The sequence below is a fragment of the Allobosea sp. P4_E12 genome, from assembly GCF_056401655.1.
In genome coordinates this window covers 106,056-121,415 of record NZ_JBFUIY010000013.1, presented here as the reverse complement: position 1 = coordinate 121,415, position 15,360 = coordinate 106,056, and the positions used below count along the sequence as shown (strand labels likewise).

The 15,360-nt window shown below is 63.3% G+C and carries 14 protein-coding genes and 2 tRNA genes; 2 read left to right on the top strand and 14 right to left on the bottom strand.

The annotated features are described in order from the left end of the window. Nucleotides 1-81: 81 nt before the first annotated feature. The 7 genes from AC1DW9_RS18185 to AC1DW9_RS18155 all read right to left on the bottom strand — a co-directional run bounded on the left by AC1DW9_RS18185 (nt 82) and on the right by AC1DW9_RS18155 (nt 7,964). Nucleotides 82-957 carry a LysR substrate-binding domain-containing protein gene (locus tag AC1DW9_RS18185; RefSeq protein WP_476776909.1) on the bottom strand — a complete coding sequence of 292 codons (876 nt, stop codon included), beginning with the start codon at nt 955-957 and terminating at the stop codon, nt 82-84. A 104-nt stretch (nt 958-1,061) separates the two neighbouring features. Further along, nucleotides 1,062-1,832, bottom strand: coding sequence for an amino acid ABC transporter ATP-binding protein (locus tag AC1DW9_RS18180; protein ID WP_476855150.1), 771 nt, complete (start codon nt 1,830-1,832; stop codon nt 1,062-1,064). A 41-nt stretch (nt 1,833-1,873) separates the two neighbouring features. After that, nucleotides 1,874-3,250: an amino acid ABC transporter permease gene (locus AC1DW9_RS18175; RefSeq protein ID WP_441490027.1), complete on the bottom strand. Its 1,377-nt coding sequence runs from the start codon at nt 3,248-3,250 to the stop codon at nt 1,874-1,876. Nucleotides 3,251-3,260: 10 nt separating this feature from the next. After that, nucleotides 3,261-4,454, bottom strand: coding sequence for an amino acid ABC transporter permease (locus tag AC1DW9_RS18170; protein WP_441490026.1), 1,194 nt, complete (start codon nt 4,452-4,454; stop codon nt 3,261-3,263). 135 nt (nt 4,455-4,589) lie between these two features. Next, nucleotides 4,590-5,612, bottom strand: a complete 1,023-nt coding sequence (locus AC1DW9_RS18165; RefSeq protein ID WP_441505481.1) for an amino acid ABC transporter substrate-binding protein — start codon at nt 5,610-5,612, stop codon at nt 4,590-4,592. A 159-nt stretch (nt 5,613-5,771) separates the two neighbouring features. Beyond that, complete coding sequence (locus tag AC1DW9_RS18160; RefSeq protein WP_476775427.1) at nt 5,772-6,794, bottom strand: amino acid ABC transporter substrate-binding protein; 1,023 nt, start codon at nt 6,792-6,794, stop codon at nt 5,772-5,774. A gap of 156 nt (nt 6,795-6,950) precedes the next feature. Then, complete coding sequence (locus AC1DW9_RS18155; protein WP_441505479.1) at nt 6,951-7,964, bottom strand: amino acid ABC transporter substrate-binding protein; 1,014 nt, start codon at nt 7,962-7,964, stop codon at nt 6,951-6,953. Nucleotides 7,965-8,238: 274 nt separating this feature from the next. Here AC1DW9_RS18155 and metC point away from each other — a divergent pair, with 274 nt between their 5' ends. Further along, complete coding sequence (gene metC / locus AC1DW9_RS18150; protein WP_441505478.1) at nt 8,239-9,429, top strand: cystathionine beta-lyase; 1,191 nt, start codon at nt 8,239-8,241, stop codon at nt 9,427-9,429. A gap of 20 nt (nt 9,430-9,449) precedes the next feature. Further along, nucleotides 9,450-10,172, top strand: coding sequence for a transporter substrate-binding domain-containing protein (locus AC1DW9_RS18145; RefSeq protein WP_441505477.1), 723 nt, complete (start codon nt 9,450-9,452; stop codon nt 10,170-10,172). 46 nt (nt 10,173-10,218) lie between these two features. Here the strand turns inward: AC1DW9_RS18145 and AC1DW9_RS18140 are convergent, their stop codons facing one another. From AC1DW9_RS18140 to AC1DW9_RS18110, 7 genes are all read right to left on the bottom strand, one after another. Continuing rightward, nucleotides 10,219-10,563, bottom strand: a complete 345-nt coding sequence (locus AC1DW9_RS18140) for a lipid-A-disaccharide synthase N-terminal domain-containing protein (RefSeq protein ID WP_113519074.1) — start codon at nt 10,561-10,563, stop codon at nt 10,219-10,221. Further along, nucleotides 10,563-11,312, bottom strand: a complete 750-nt coding sequence (locus AC1DW9_RS18135) for a glycosyltransferase family 2 protein (protein WP_441505476.1) — start codon at nt 11,310-11,312, stop codon at nt 10,563-10,565. The genes AC1DW9_RS18140 and AC1DW9_RS18135 overlap by 1 nt, the downstream gene beginning before the upstream one ends. A gap of 64 nt (nt 11,313-11,376) precedes the next feature. Continuing rightward, nucleotides 11,377-13,065 carry an ArnT family glycosyltransferase gene (locus AC1DW9_RS18130; protein ID WP_441505475.1) on the bottom strand — a complete coding sequence of 563 codons (1,689 nt, stop codon included), beginning with the start codon at nt 13,063-13,065 and terminating at the stop codon, nt 11,377-11,379. 371 nt (nt 13,066-13,436) lie between these two features. After that, nucleotides 13,437-13,652, bottom strand: a complete 216-nt coding sequence (locus AC1DW9_RS18125; protein WP_441490018.1) for an alkylphosphonate utilization protein — start codon at nt 13,650-13,652, stop codon at nt 13,437-13,439. 66 nt (nt 13,653-13,718) lie between these two features. Continuing rightward, nucleotides 13,719-13,795, bottom strand: a tRNA-Arg gene (locus AC1DW9_RS18120). 37 nt (nt 13,796-13,832) lie between these two features. Beyond that, on the bottom strand, nt 13,833-14,138 hold the full coding sequence (locus AC1DW9_RS18115) for an ETC complex I subunit (protein WP_441490017.1): 306 nt from the start codon (nt 14,136-14,138) through the stop codon (nt 13,833-13,835). 66 nt (nt 14,139-14,204) lie between these two features. Then, nucleotides 14,205-14,281: transfer RNA gene (locus AC1DW9_RS18110), tRNA-Pro, on the bottom strand. Nucleotides 14,282-15,360 lie beyond the last annotated feature (1,079 nt).

Genomic DNA, 15,360 nt, shown 5'->3' with positions numbered 1-15,360 from the left:
TGGAATCCGGTTTTCGGAAAATCCGACGCTTAAACAATGGGCTAGATCGCCCATCTTGCGTCCGAACGGACGCACGGCGAACTAGCGCGAGGCGAGCAGGCAGTCGATGAAATCGCGCACCAGCTGCGATTTTGGCCGGTCGAGCGGCAGGATCAGCAGGCTCTTGCTGTGCACTGCCGGTTCGAACGGCTTCAGCACGATCCGGCTCATATCGGCGCCGGCGACCGCATAGGGGCTGACCAGGCCGATGCCGACGCCTTCGGCGACGAGCGCACAGACGGTTGCGGCATAGATCGTCTCGACCACGACATGCGGGCTGACTTCGGCCTGGTGAAAGACCAGGTCGAGCCGCTGGCGGGTCCGGTCCTCCGGCACATAGGCGACGAAGGGCTGGCGGTGCAGGTCATGCGGCGTGATCAGGTCGCGCTCGGCCAGCGGATGCTCGCGCGGGATCGCGCAGAGCACGCGCGGCGAGACGAAGGGCTGGTGCAGCACGCCGCTGACATCGATCTCGTCGGCGGCGAGCCCGATATCGAACTGGCCGGAGACGACGCCGTCACGCACGTCGCGCGAGGGCAGCACCATCAGGGTGACGCCGGTATCGGGATGGCCCTCGCGGAAGCGCCGGACGGCGCGGGGCACCAGCGACGAGCCAAGCGCCGAGAGCGAGCCGATCCGCAATTGTCCCGAGCCATGGTCGCGGATGCGGGCAGCCGTGGCCCGGAGCGTGTCCATGCCGCGAAACGAGGCCTCGACCTGCGCATAGAATAGCTTGGCCTCGGGCGTCGGGATGATGCGGTTGCGCACCCGGTCGAACAGCAGGAAACCGACCGAGCGCTCCAGTTCGGCGATGGTGCGGCTGACCGCCGGCTGCGTGATGCCGAGCAACTCGGCTGCGCGCGAGACGGTGCCGGACTTCATCACTGCGGCAAACGTCTCAAGCTGGCGGTGATTCAAGTCATGGCACCTCGGCAGGGGGCCGGCAGATTACACCGGCCGCGCCCCATGGCGAGGCGCGTTCGAACGCGCCGGGCCTCCGGTGGATGCAAGGCTGCGCGCCCTCAATGGAGAATCTGCGACAGGAAGAGCCTGGTGCGTTCGTGCTGCGGGTTCTTGAAGAACGCGTTGGGCTCGTTCATCTCGACGACCTGGCCGGCATCCATGAAGATGACGCGGTCGGCGACCTGGCGGGCAAAGCCCATCTCGTGGGTGACGCAGAGCATGGTCATGCCCTCYTCKGCCAGGCTCACCATGGTGTCGAGCACCTCCTTGACCATCTCGGGGTCGAGCGCCGAGGTCGGCTCGTCGAACAGCATGATCTTCGGGCTCATGCAGAGCGAGCGCGCGATYGCGACGCGCTGCTGCTGGCCGCCCGAGAGCTGGCCCGGATATTTCAGCGCCTGCTCCGGGATCTTCACGCGCTTGAGATAGTGCATGCCGATCTCCTCGGCATCCTTCTTCGGCATCTTGCGCACCCAGATCGGSGCGAGCGTCAGGTTCTCCAGGATCGTCAGATGYGGRAACAGGTTGAAGTGCTGGAAGACCATGCCGACATCGCGGCGGATCTCGTCGATCTTCTTCAGATCATTGGTCAGCTCGGTGCCATCGACGATGATCTGGCCCTTCTGGTGTTCCTCGAGCCGGTTGATGCAACGGATCATCGTCGACTTGCCCGAGCCTGAGGGGCCGCAGATCACCAGCTTCTCGCCGCGCGCCACCTTCAGGTTGATGTCGCGCAGCACATGGAACTCGCCATACCACTTGTTGACCCCGATCATCTCCACGGCCGTATCCGTGTTCAGGGAGGTCTGCTTCAGCGCCGCCGGACGCATCGAGATGTTGCTCTCTGCCATTGCCATGTTCTTGGTCTCCCTCAACGTCTTTGGCCGGCAGCAAGACGGCGTTCGACCGAGATCGAATAGCGCGACATGCCCCAGCAGCACAGGAAATAGAAAATCGCGGCGAAAGCATAGCCCGTCGCGCGTGTCGTCGGCGTCGCCCAGGTCGGATCGACCAGGGTCGCCTCGATGGTCCGCAGGAAGTCGAAGATGCCGACGATGGTGACCAGCGTCGTATCCTTGAACAGCCCGATGAAGGTGTTGACGATGCCTGGAATCACGATGCGCAACGCCTGCGGCAGGATGATCAGGCGCATCATGTTCCAGTAGCCGAGGCCGAGCGACATCGCCCCTTCGTACTGGCCCTTCGGGATGGCCTGCAGGCCGCCGCGAATGACTTCGGCCATATAGGCCGCCGCAAAGAGGGCAACACCGACCAGCGGGCGCAGCAAGCGGTCGGGCGACCATTCCTGCGGCACGAAGAGCGGCAGCATCGTGTTGGCCATGAACAGCACCGTGATCAACGGCACGCCGCGCACGAACTCGATGAAGATCACCGAGAGCAGCTGGATGATCGGCAGGCGGGAGCGCCGTCCGAGCGCCAGCACGACACCGAGCGGCAGCGAAAAGACGATGCCGACCGCCGCGATCAGGAAGGTCACCGTCATCCCGCCCCAGAGGCCGGTATCGACCCGAGGCAGGCCGACGCTCTGGTCCAGAATGGCGATCAGGCCAAAGGCGACAAGAGCCATCAGGATCAGGCGCTTGGGCCGATAGAAACGCTTCCAGGGCGGCAGCTCATGTTCGACTGCGAGCTGTCCGGCTCCGGTGTGGAAGCGCGCCAGCGAAGGCACGAAGGACAACACCATGTACACCGCCGCCAGCGCGACCGTGGCGATGATCAGGTAGCGCAATAAATTGAGCGCACCGGGACCGCCGAGCAGCAAGACATAGGCACTGATCGGCAACAGCACGAAGAAGAAGAAGGCGCCGAGCTTCTTCAGGGGGGCGTTGTTCCAGAGCAGCCAGACGACGCCGAGCGCGAACATCGCAAAGACGATGTTGACGCGCCAGCGCTGGCTGACCGGATAGGAGCCGTAGACGAAATACTGGAAGCGGTCGGCCACATAGGCCCAGCAGGCGCCGACCGGCCGGCCGACCTTCTCGGCAAGGCAGGCATCGCGGTTTGAGCCCGTCCAGACCGCATCGAGGAAGTAGAAACGGATAATCTCCGGCAGGCTCGTGACGACGATATAGGCACAGACCAGCGTCAGAATCGTGTTGACGGGTCCGGAGAAGAGGTTGGCCCGGACCCAGGCAAGCGGGCCTGCCACGGATAGCGGAGCTGCTTCCTGCGGCAAGGTTTCGCGACGGATGAAGAAGGCGGAGTTCTCGGTGGTTGCATCGGTCATCGGGGCGCCCTCACCGTTCCACCAGCGCCATGCGCTTGTTGTAGATATTCATGAACAGCGAGGTGACGAGAGAGATCGTCAAATAAACCGCCATGGTGATGGCGACGACCTCGACCGCCTGCCCCGTCTGGTTCAGCACCGTGCCGGTGAAGACCTGGACGAGATCGGGATAGCCGATGGCGACCGCCAGCGAAGAATTCTTCGTCAGATTCAGGTAGTTCGAGGTCAGCGGCGGAATGATCACGCGCATCGCCTGCGGGATCACGACGAGCTTCAGCGTCGGCCCAGGCCGCAGGCCGAGCGCATGGGCTGCTTCCGACTGTCCCTTGGAGACGGCGAGAATACCCGCGCGCACGACTTCGGCGATGAAGCCCGCGGTATAAGTGGTGAGGCCGATCAGCAAGGCCACGAATTCCGGGAAGATCTGGATGCCGCCGCGCAGGTTGAAACCGGCGAGCTCGGGATAGATGAAGGTGATCGGCCGGCCCATCAGCAGATAGACGAAGAAGGGCAGCACAACGACGAGGCCGAGAGCGACCCAGCCGATCGGATACTGCTTGCCGGTTGCCGTCTGCTGCTTGCGGGCCCAGTAACGGAAGGTGATCGCCGCCACGATCCCGAGCAGGAAGGTCAGGACGATCAGGCTGCCGCCAGGCTCGAGTTGCGGATCGGGCAGATAGAGGCCGCGGTTATTCAGCAGGATGCCGGCCGGAAGCGCGATCGACTGGCGTGGGTTCGGCAGCGGCTTGAGCACTGCGTTGTACCAGAAGAACAGCTGCAGCAGCAGCGGCAGGTTCCGGATGACCTCGACATAGACCATGGCGATCTTGGCGAGGATCCAGTTGCTGGACAGGCGCGCCACACCGACGAAGAAGCCGAGGAAGGTCGCCAGCACGATACCGATCGAGGCGACGAGCAAGGTGTTCAGCAGGCCGACCCAGAAGGCCTGGCCATAGGTCGAGCCCGAGGCGCTGAACGGGATCAGCTTCTGGTTGACGTCGAAGCCGGCGGCATTGTGCCAGAAGCCGAAGCCCGAGGCGATCTTCTGCGCCCGGAGGTTCTCGATGGCATTGGAGGCGGCCGAGTAGATGAGGAACCCGACGACGGCCAAGAGGGCAAGCTGATAGACATAGCCTCGAATCTTCGGATCGTAGAGCAGTGAGGCCTTGCCCGGTTGGACCGGCTCCGTCGGTATGGTCGTCACGTGTCACGCCCTTCTTGTTCTTGGGTGGCGGCCGGTGGTCCGGCAATGCCCGCATCGAGCATCGCCAGCCGTCTTTTTGTCCGTGCCGTTCGGCGGTAGCGAGCGCTGCGCGGCGGTCGCCGCGCAGCGCGAATATCAGCGGATCGGCGGCGCGTATTGCAGGCCGCCCTTGGTCCAGAGCGCGTTCTGGCCGCGAGCGATCTTCAACAGCGAGTTGGCGCCGACGTTCCGTTCGAAGGACTCACCGTAATTTCCGACGTGCTTGACGATGCGGACGACCCAGTCGTTGCTCAGGCCGACAGCCTCCCCGAATTTGCCCTCGGTGCCGAGCAGGCGCTTGATCTCCGGGTTCTCGGATTTCAGCATCTCATCGAGATTGGACTTGGTCACACCGAGTTCCTCGGCGTTCAGCATGGCGAAATGGGTCCATTTGACGATATCGAGCCAGGCGTCGTCGCCGTGGCGCACGACGGGACCGAGCGGTTCCTTGGAGATGATCTCCGGCAGGACGATATGGTCGGTCGGGACGCCGAGCTTCAGGCGCTCGGCATAGAGCCCGGACGCATCGGTCGTGAAGGCGTCGCAGCGACCCGATTCATAGGCCTTGATCGTCTCGTCGGCGCTCGCAAAGGCGACGACTTCGTATTTCAGTTTGTTGGCGCGGAAGAAGTCCGCGAGATTGAGTTCCGTCGTCGTGCCCTGCTGGGTGCAGACGGAGGCGCCCGCCAACTTCAGGGCTGAATCGATCCCGAGCTTCTTGCGGACCATGAAGCCCTGCCCGTCATAGTAGTTCACGCCAGCGAAGTTCAGGCCGAGCGACGTGTCGCGCGACATGGTCCAGGTCGTGTTGCGCGAGAGCAGGTCGACCTCGCCGGACTGCAGGGCAGTGAAGCGGTCCTTCGACGAAAGCGGGATGAATTTGACCTTGGCCGGATCATTGAAGACCGCAGCCGAAATGGCGCGACAGAGATCGACGTCGAGGCCGCTCCAATTGCCCTGAGCATCGGGGATACCGAAACCCGCAAGGCCCGGGCCGACACCGCAGATCAATTGCCCCCGGCTCTTCACCTGAGCCAGCAGCCCCGTTTGGGCCTGCGCTCCGCCCGCGAAAGCACCGGTTGCTGCAACGGCGAGCGCTGCACTGACAAACCTGTTCATTCTTATTTCCCCTGTTGCCGGAACGGGTTTTTCCCGTTCTCGAACCTTGCAAGTCTCGGACCAGATTTTTGGGCCCGACCGTACGTCCTTTCAGCGCGCCTCCGTCTTCGGCATCGGTCAATGAAGCGGAGGCAAGAATGCCCCCGCCTAGTCTTTTGTTCAACGCACCGGAGGAGCGTATTGCAGTCCGCCCTTGGTCCACAACGCATTCTTTCCGCGGGCGATTTTCAGGATCGATCCTGATCCGACATTCGCCTCAAAGGACTCGCCATAGTTGCCGACCTGCTTGACGATCCGATAGGCCCAATCCGGGCTGAGGCCGATCGCTTCTCCAAACTTGCCCTCGACACCGAGCAACCGCCGAACCTCCGGATTGGTCGATTTCAGCTGCTCATCGGCATTGGCTTTGGTGATACCGAGTTCCTCCGCATTGAGCATGGCGAAATGACTCCATTTCACCAGGTTGAACCATTGCGTGTCGCTGCTCCGAACGACCGGGCCCAATGGCTCCTTCGAGATGATCTCCGGAAGCACGATATGGTCATCCGGCGCCTCGAATTTCAGCCGTTGCGCATAGAGAGCCGAGGAATCGTCGCTGAAAGCGTCGCAGCGACCGGCCTCGTAGGCCTTGATCGTCTCATCCCCTGTGTTGAAGGCCACCACCTCGTACTTCATGTTGTTGATGCGAAAGAAATCCGCCAGATTCAGTTCGGTCGTGGTGCCCTGCTGGGTGCAGATCGAGGCGCCGCCCAGCTTCAGCGCCGAATCGACGCCGAGCTTCTTGCGGACCATGAAAGCCTGTCCGTCATAGTAGTTCACCGTCGAAAAGCTCAGGCCAAGCGCGGTATCCCGAGACATCGTCCAGGTGCTGGTCCGTGAAAGCAGGTCAACCTCGCCTGCCTGCAGGGCCGTGAACCGGTCCTTTGACGAGAGCGGCACGTATTTGACTTTGCTCGGATCGTTGAAGATCGCCGCGGCGATCGCCCGGCACAGATCGACGTCCAGGCCTGTCCATTTCCCCTGAGCGTCCGGGACACCGAAACCAGCCAAGCCCGGGCTGACGCCGCAATTCAGCTGCCCGCGGTCCTTGACCTGCGCCAAGGTGGTGGTTTGCGCCTGGGCGGCGCCCGCCGCGCAGAGCATGAGGCCTGTGGCTACAACCGCAGTTACGGTCCGTTTCATCTGTGTACTCCCAAGTTCCGAAGCAGGTTCGTCCCGCTCTCGATCATCTTGTCGGCTGGGAGCCAGATATTATGCCGTTTGTCGCAGGCTTCATGGCATGGACGGCGGTTTAGAGGGGGCCTCGGCTGATGCCGAGGCCCACATGTCTAGCTGCGTTCAGCGAACCGGCGGAGCGTATTGCAGGCCGCCCTTGGTCCAGAGACCGTTCTGGCCGCGGGCGATCTTGAGGAGCGAACCCTGGCCGACGTTCTTCTCGAAGGATTCGCCGTAATTGCCGACCTGCTTGACGATCCGGTAGGCCCAGTCGGGGGTCAGGCCGATGCCTTCGCCGAACTTGCCCTCGGTTCCGAGCAGACGCTTGATCTCCGGGTTGGAGGACTTCAGCATCTCGTCGACATTCGCCTTGGTCACGCCGAGCTCTTCCGCGTTCAGCATGGCGAAATGCACCCACTTCACCAGATTGAACCATTGGGCGTCGGTGTTGCGGGTTGCCGGTCCAAGCGGCTCCTTGGAGATGATCTCAGGCAGAACCATGTGATCATCGGGCGCAGTCAGCTTCAGGCGCTCGGCATAGAGGCCCGACGCATCCGTGGTGAACGCATCGCAGCGGCCAGCGTCATAGGCCTTGACCGTCTCGTCCGAGGAGGCGAAGGCGACGACTTCATACTTCAGGTTGTTGGCGCGGAAGAAGTCCGCGAGGTTGAGTTCGGTCGTGGTGCCCTGCTGGGTGCAGACCGACGCGCCGGAGAGCTGAAGAGCCGAGGTGACGCCGAGCTTCTTGCGGACCATGAAGCCCTGGCCGTCGTAATAGTTCACGCCGGTGAAAAGCAGGCCGAGCGCGGTGTCGCGCGACATCGTCCAGGTCGAGTTGCGCACGAGCACATCGACTTCGCCGGACTGCAGGGCCGTGAAACGGTCCTTGGCAGACAGCGGAATGAACTTGACCTTTGTCGGGTCGTTGAAGATCGCCGACGAGATCGCGCGGCAGTAATCGACATCGAGGCCTTGCCAGTTGCCCTGAGCGTCCGGCACGCCGAAGCCAGCAAGACCGGTATTCGAGCCGCAGTTGAGGATGCCGCGGGACTTGACCTGCGCCAGCGTTGCGGGCGCCTGGGCCGTTGCCACCGTAGCGGTCATCGCGAGGCCCAGCCCCGCGATCGCAACTGCCATGAACTTTTCCATCGAACTCTCTCCCGTTGAGGTCTCCCGGCTGGCCGCAGCCAGCGGGCAGTCTTCAGTTGCGTCGCCAGTGGGAGTGCGCGCCCCACTTGTTGCCCATATATTGAGCGACGTTCCCCTGCGTCGATTGCCAGAGCAGCGCATGTGCGTCAAGCAAGGGACCCTTTCCTGGAACGCATCTATCCACCCCTTGCATCACATGCGACTTTCAAAATGTGGTCAAGCCTGACTGCCTCGATCGGGACCTCCCTCCAGCGCCGGCTCCATGAAAAAACTGTCTCCATCTGCGTTCGCGCAGCTTCGCGAAAAGACCCGCCTCGCCCTTGCCGGCCGGGATCCCGCCGACAGCTACGGTTTCGTCAATCCGCCGATCGTGCGCGGCTCGACGGTAATCTACCCGAACATGGAGGATTTCCTGGCGCGCAAGGCCCGCTACACCTATGGCACGCAAGGGAATCCGACGATCGATGCGCTGATCGCGGCGCTCAACACCATGGAAGGCGGTGCGGGAACCGTCGTTTGCCCGTCAGGTCTGCTCGCCTGCACCCTGCCCATGCTCGCGACCCTGTCGTCCGGCGATCACTTCCTGGTCACTGACAGCGTCTATCGGCCGACGCGTCATTTCTGCGACAAGGTCCTGCCGCGCATGGGCGTCGAGGTCACCTATTACGACCCGGCGGCCGGCGCCGACATCGCAAAGCTGTTCAAACCGAATACCAGGGCGGTCTGGACCGAGGCTCCGGGCTCACAGACCTTCGAGATGCAGGACATTCCGGCCATCGTCGCGGCCGCCCATGCCAGCGACATCCTGGTGCTGATGGACAACACCTGGGCGACGCCGCTGTTCTTCGATTCGCATAAATACGGGGTCGATCTCTCGGTTCAGGCCGGCACGAAGTATTACGCCGGCCATTCCGACGTGCTGATCGGCACGATCTCGGCACGTACCCCCGAACTCTACAGGCAGTTGCGCGAGACCTGGGAACTGCTCGGCGTCATCATCGCGCCCGAGGATGCTTTCCTCACGCTGCGCGGCATCCGCACGATGCATATCCGCCTGAAGGAGCAGATGCCCGCCGGTATCGAGATGGCCAATTGGTTCGCCGCCCGTCCCGAGGTGGCGCGCGTGATGCACCCTGCCCTGCCGAACGATCCCGGCCACGATCTGTGGAAGCGCGATTTCACCGGCGCCTCCTCCCTGTTCGCGATCGAGTTGAAGCCGGTGGCGCAGAAGGCTGTCGGCGCGATGCTCGACGGACTTACCCTGTTCGGGATGGGGGCCTCCTGGGGCGGCTATGAAAGCCTTGCCCTCCCCTTCGACTGCAAGGGCTATCGCACGGCAACGGAGCCTGATTTCAAGGGGCCGACCATCCGCTTCCATATCGGACTGGAGGATCTCGAAGATCTCAAGGACGATCTTGATGCCGGCTTTGCCCGCCTCCGGGCAGCGGTGTGATTCCAAAGGCCGGAGCGGCGATGCGAGAGGCGATCATTTTCGCCTATCTCGATGAGCCGCCCTTCTGCTGGCCCGGCCCCGATGGCCGCGCGCTCGGCAGCGATGTCGAGTTGATGACCGAGACCTTGCGGGAGATCGGCATTGTCTCGGTCGAGATGCGCCTGACCAGCTTCTCCGAGTTGCTGCCAGGCCTTGTCGATGGGCGCTGGACCATCACCACGCCGCTCTTCGTCACGCCGGAGCGGAAGAGAAGCGTCGATTTCAGCCGGCCAGTCTGGGCGCTGAGCGACGGACTCCTCGTCAGGCACGGTGATGAAGATCGCTTCTGCAGTTACGAGGCGCTGGCGCAGGATGGAAGCGCCCGCCTCGTTGTGGTGGCCGACCAGGTCCAGGAGCAGTCGGGCCTCGCGGCCGGCATTCCGCGAAACCGCGTCTTGCGCGTCGCGACGCAGGAAGACGCCGTGCAGATGGTCAGGGATCGAGGTGCCGAGGCCTATGCCAGCGTCGCCATGGCGCATCGTGGCTTCCTCGGTCACACCCCCGATGCCTCCCTTGCCATCGTGCCCGTGGCCGCCGAAGCGAAGGACAGAGAACCCGCAAAGGGCGCCTTTGCCTTCGCCAGATCGCAGGCGGATCTGCGGACCCGGTTCGATCAGGCTCTCGACGGGCTGATCGGCAGCGATTGGCACCGCGCCATGATGGCGCGATACGGCTTCGCGGCCAGCGATTTCGAAGTCGGTTAGCTCAGCGGCTTTCCCGCAAGCCGCAATCCAGTGGTCAGGACGTGCTTTAGCCCGGACCGGCGTTGGTATCCTCGCCCCTCGCCCTGGCGCGCAGGACGAATTGCAGGTTGCGGCAATAGACGAACAGGCCGAAGCCCTGCCCGAGAATGAAGACCGGGTCACGGCGGTAAAGCGCATAGACCAGCAGCAGGGCTCCGCCGCCGATCGAGAACCACCAGAAGGTCATCGGCACGACCGACCGCTTGGCCTTCTCGCTCGCCAGCCATTGCACCACGAAGCGCATGGTGAAGAGCGCCTGCGCCACGACGCCAAGCAGAACCCACCAGTCGATATTGTTCACGAAGACGTCGTGAAAATATTCGCCGATCATTTGCTGGAGGTCGATCAGCATCAGAGCGTCTCCGGCACGATCTGCGGCACGCGCTTGCGACGGCGGATCAGCCACCAGACGCCGGCGAGATCAAGAATACCGACCCAGAGCCGGTCGAAGAAGCCATAATTGGAGACACCGGTCAGGCGCGGGCGATCGCGTACGTCGACATGCGTGACCTGGTAGCCCTCCCGCACCATCAGGGCCGGCATGAACCGGTGCAGCGCATCGAAATAGGGCAAGGCGAGATAGGCTTCACGGCGGAAGCATTTCAGCCCGCAGCCCGTGTCGCGGGTGCCGTCCTTGAGAATGCGGCCGCGGACGCCATTGGCAATGCGCGACTGCCATTTCTTGAAGCCGGTATCCTTGCGTCCGACACGCTGGCCCTGGACGAGCCCGGCCTGCAATCCGGCCTTGTGCAGGGCCTGCACCATCGCCGGGATGAAGGCCGGATCGTTCTGGCCGTCACCGTCGAGCGTCACCACGACCGGCGCCCGGGCGTGGCGGACACCGGTACGCACAGCCGCGCTCTGCCCGCAGGATTGTTCGTGGCGGATCGCACGCAGCCAGGGGCGCGTCGTGCCGAGCTCGCGCAGCGCGGCCGCCGTGCCATCGGTCGAGCCGTCATTGACATAGATCACCTCGAAGGCGCCGAGCGTTTGGCAGGCCGCCTCGATATCGGCCAGCAGCGGCCCGACATTGCCGACTTCGTTGCGAACGGGCACGACAACGCTGAGTTGCGGCAAGGTGATGGGTTGTGTCTCGGTCACGAAAGCTTCATCCGGGAAAACGGCGCGCAAACTGCGTCAAGCGCGCAAACAGGGCAAGCAGGTTTCACTGTCGCGCGAACACGGCCATCTCGAGCCGCTTGCCGCCATTGAGATTGAAGCCGGGAATCGAGGTGACGAGACGTGGCGTGATCCCGGCGGCGGCGACGCCGGCATGGAACTCCGCTTCGAAGCGTTTTTCGACGAGCGCGATCCGGCAGCCGGGCTCCTTCAGGAAGGCAGCGGCCGCCGCACCATTCGGCCCCATGGCAAGATCGGTCCCGGTCAGGAAGACGAGGCTCGGCTCGCGATAACCCACGGTCATCACTGCGGGATCGGCACAGCCGACCGCCCGGACGGCTTCCGCCAGACGGGGCGAGAGCTTGAGCGAACGCAGGCTCTCGATCGCAAAGCCGTAGACGCCGATCGAGAGCAGGAGGCTCGCCAGGACGCAGCGCCAGAGCGCACCCTCCAGGTCGCCCTGCCGGAACGCCATGACGACGCGCCAGGCCACGAACAGCGCCAGCGCGAAAACTGGAAGTGCGAGATAGGGTACGGTGCGATCCAGCGTCCAGTTGGCATAGATGATCACGCCGACAAGCGCCGTCGGGACCAGCAGGACCAGCGCGGCGGTCGCGGTCGCGCCACGCCGAAGGCGATCGATGCCGCCATTGACCATCGCCAGAAGCAGCAGCGTCGTGACCGCCGGATAGAGCGGCAGCACGTAATGCGGCAGCTTGGTCGGCACCGCCTCGAAGACGATCCAGGACGGCACGATCCAGGCCAGCAGGAAGATGATCTGCGGCTCGCGGCGACGCACCCAGGCAAAGGGGATCGCCATCGCGGCGAAAGCAGCCGCCGGCCAATAGGTGCCGAAGAAGATCAGCAGATAGAGCCCGGGCGGACCCCAGTGCTTCTCCTGGCCCTCCGCGACCTTGCCCAACATATCGTTGCCGACGCTGGCCGTGAAGAAACTGCCGCCGGTCTTCCAGGCGATCGCCACGAACCAGGGCAGCACGACGAGCAGGCAAAGCAGCAGCCCCCAGGACGGGCGCAACGATGAGAACCAACGCCAGGAGCGCTCGCGGATGCATAGCACGATCGTGGCGAGTCCCCAGACCATCGGCACGATCGGCCCCTTGATCAGCAGGGCAATCGCTGTCGCGCCCCAGAAAACCAGCCAGTTGCGGCGGTCCGGCACGAAGGCGAGCGAGCGGGTCCAATCCAGCCAGGCGCGCGCCAATGCCCCCATCGTCGCCACCGCGCAGGCTGCGAGCACCGCATCGGTCTTGGCGATCCGGGCTTCGACGCCGAGCAGCACAGCAGCGGCCATCAGAGCCCCGCCGAGCAGCGCCACGCCCGGGCTGAAGAAGGCGAGCAGCGCCCAATAGGTCAGCAGCACCGTGGCAACCGCGCCGATCAGCGACGGCACGCGATAGAGCCAGATCTGATGACGAGGGTCCTGGACACCCAGCGCCTCGCCGGCGGTCACAGCCGCGCTCTGCAGCCAATAGATTCCGACGGGCTTCTTGTGCCGCGCCTCCTGCTGGAAGCGGATATCGACGAAATCGCCGGTCTCGAGCATCTGTTTGCTCGCCTGGGCGAAGCGCGGTTCGTCGCGATCGAGCGGCTGGAGGCTCGTGAATCCCGGCAGGAAGGCTGCGAGGGAGAGCAGAAGCAGGAAGACGCAGGCGCGCCAATGGCTGGCCGATGCGAAAACGGAGATGCGGTCAAACACGGGCCGGAGCGAAAGCATTGTCCATCCTCGCGACCGGCCAGGTCGCGTTCATCGCAGGCATGAATGTCGCAAGGCCAGGTATCGACCCAGGGCGCCGCCGGCATGGCGGGGCTTTCGGGCGCGATCAAGGCAAAACGGCCCGCGTCCCGGCGACGCACGCCGTTTACGACGCCACCTCCCCTCCTGCAAGCCAAACGCAGGATATCCCTTGCGGGCGCCGCAACCGCGACGACGAGGCAGGAGGATTATCCGTGGCCAGGCTTCTCTGGCGCAGTCCTCGCGGCCTTCGTCCTTTTCGGCCGGATGATCTTCGACCTACGATGCGCAGGCGCCGTCGATTCCGGCGGCTCCGAAACTCGGGGGAGAAGGTTGGACCCTTCGGGCCAGCGTCAGGCCTTCTTCAGGAATTCCGTTCTGAGCACAAGTCCCTTCACCTTCTCGGCGTTGCACTCGATCTCATCCTCGCTGCCGGTCAGGCGGATGTTCTTGACCAGGGTACCGCGTTTCAAGGTGACGGAGGTCCCCTTCACCTTGAGATCCTTGATCAGCGTCACGGAATCGCCGTCCCTCAGGACATTGCCGTTGCTGTCCTTCACGTCGCTCATCGCGGGAATCCGTCTGTGCGATTCTTGGTGGATCTCAGCGCGTCCCGCGACTGCGATCGATAGAAGTGGCGAGCCCGGCAGGATTCGAACCTGCGACCAGCAGCTTAGAAGGCTGCTGCTCTATCCAACTGAGCTACGGGCCCGTAGTCGAAAGCGCCCGGTCAGGCGCCAAATGGTTGGTCAGTGGGTCCACTGCCCGACACGATTGAACTTGAAGTTATCCGAATAGGCCATGCCGCGCCGCTTCGGCACATGGGGCTGCTCCACCCGATAGGCGATGCCGTTGCGCGTGGCATAGGCCACTGCCTCATCCTCCGTGTCGAACCAGAGTTTCACCTGGCTCTTCATATCGGCAGAGGATGTCCACCCCATCAGCGGTTCGATCTGGCGCGGCTGCTCCGGCTCGAATTCCAGCAGCCAGCGCTCGGTCTTTGCCGTGCCGGACTGCATGGCATTGCGGGCTGGGCGGTAAATGCGTGCGGTCATGCTCTGGCTCGGCCGTCAGCTCGTCATTCCATTGGCCCGCGACAGCGGGCCAGGCGATCTCGAGAATGGTCGGGGCACCAGGATTCGAACCTGGGACCCTCTGCTCCCAAAGCAGATGCGCTACCGGGCTGCGCTATACCCCGACTGTCTGCAAGTGCATCAAATCACTCACGAAACGATCGCACACGCTCCTCGACGGCCACATGCGACGCGCAACGAGATAGCACCGAACTGCCGCCATGGGAACCGTAAGTTCCGATGAAATTCCCAGGCAAATTCGTCAGGCATTTCCCGCCGTGCCTTCGCGCAACCCAGAGCCCGAACGACGAAATTGGCCGTACGGCCGTCGAAGCACACTCAATTCGTTCGCCTTCGCGTGCGCCGACACCCTGCGCGCAGATGCAATCTACCACTTTCGCGCCCTGCCGTTCCTGCAACGGGCTAATGCGAGATGCTGCACTTTCGAGCCCTCTGGCCGGAATGCCTACCTTTTCGGATGACGAGGGAGCCTCGTGCGGGGTGTAGGCAAATCCCCCCTAAGGAGAAACGACCTAGCGTAAAAGCCAAATTGAGCAAAACCAACAAATCTCGATATGTTCAAAAATGAGAAAGCACGAAAAATATTGAAGATGAACTTCGCATTTCAAAGAAAAACCAATTAGCGCCCTGGCGGCTTAATGCCTCCCTGGGCGGGAGGCATTGCTATGAAATATCTAAAATCCAGCATACTGATTGCCGGCTTGCTTGCTACAACATCAACATTATCCTACGCACAGAATCCTGCCGCTCGTGGCCTTCCCGAATATTATGAAGGCCTCGCGATAGACGGCACTCCGACGCAACAGCCCTATCGTTCCTGCGAAAGCAAACTCATCGGAAGCCAGAGGCTCTGGCAGTGCGATCCGTCCGGCCGCAACAGGATGAGTGGACCTGTAGGCCTGGATTGGTCCGCGAGCAGTGCGGCTGCGACATCCGGATCGGCTTCCAGCCTCCCCGGTCCCGGCGGGGTGCGGTATTACAACGCGGTCACGGCCAACGGGCGCAAAACGCGGGCGCCGAGTCGGGACTGTGTCATTCAGGAATATGACAGCGGACCCTTGTGGGCCTGTCCACCGCGCGCCACGGCGGCGATCGGCACCGGGGCGCCCGCCTTCCAGGGGGCTGCCCCTGGCGGCGTTCAGTATTACACCGCTGTCACCCCCAACGGTCGCCGGACGCGCGC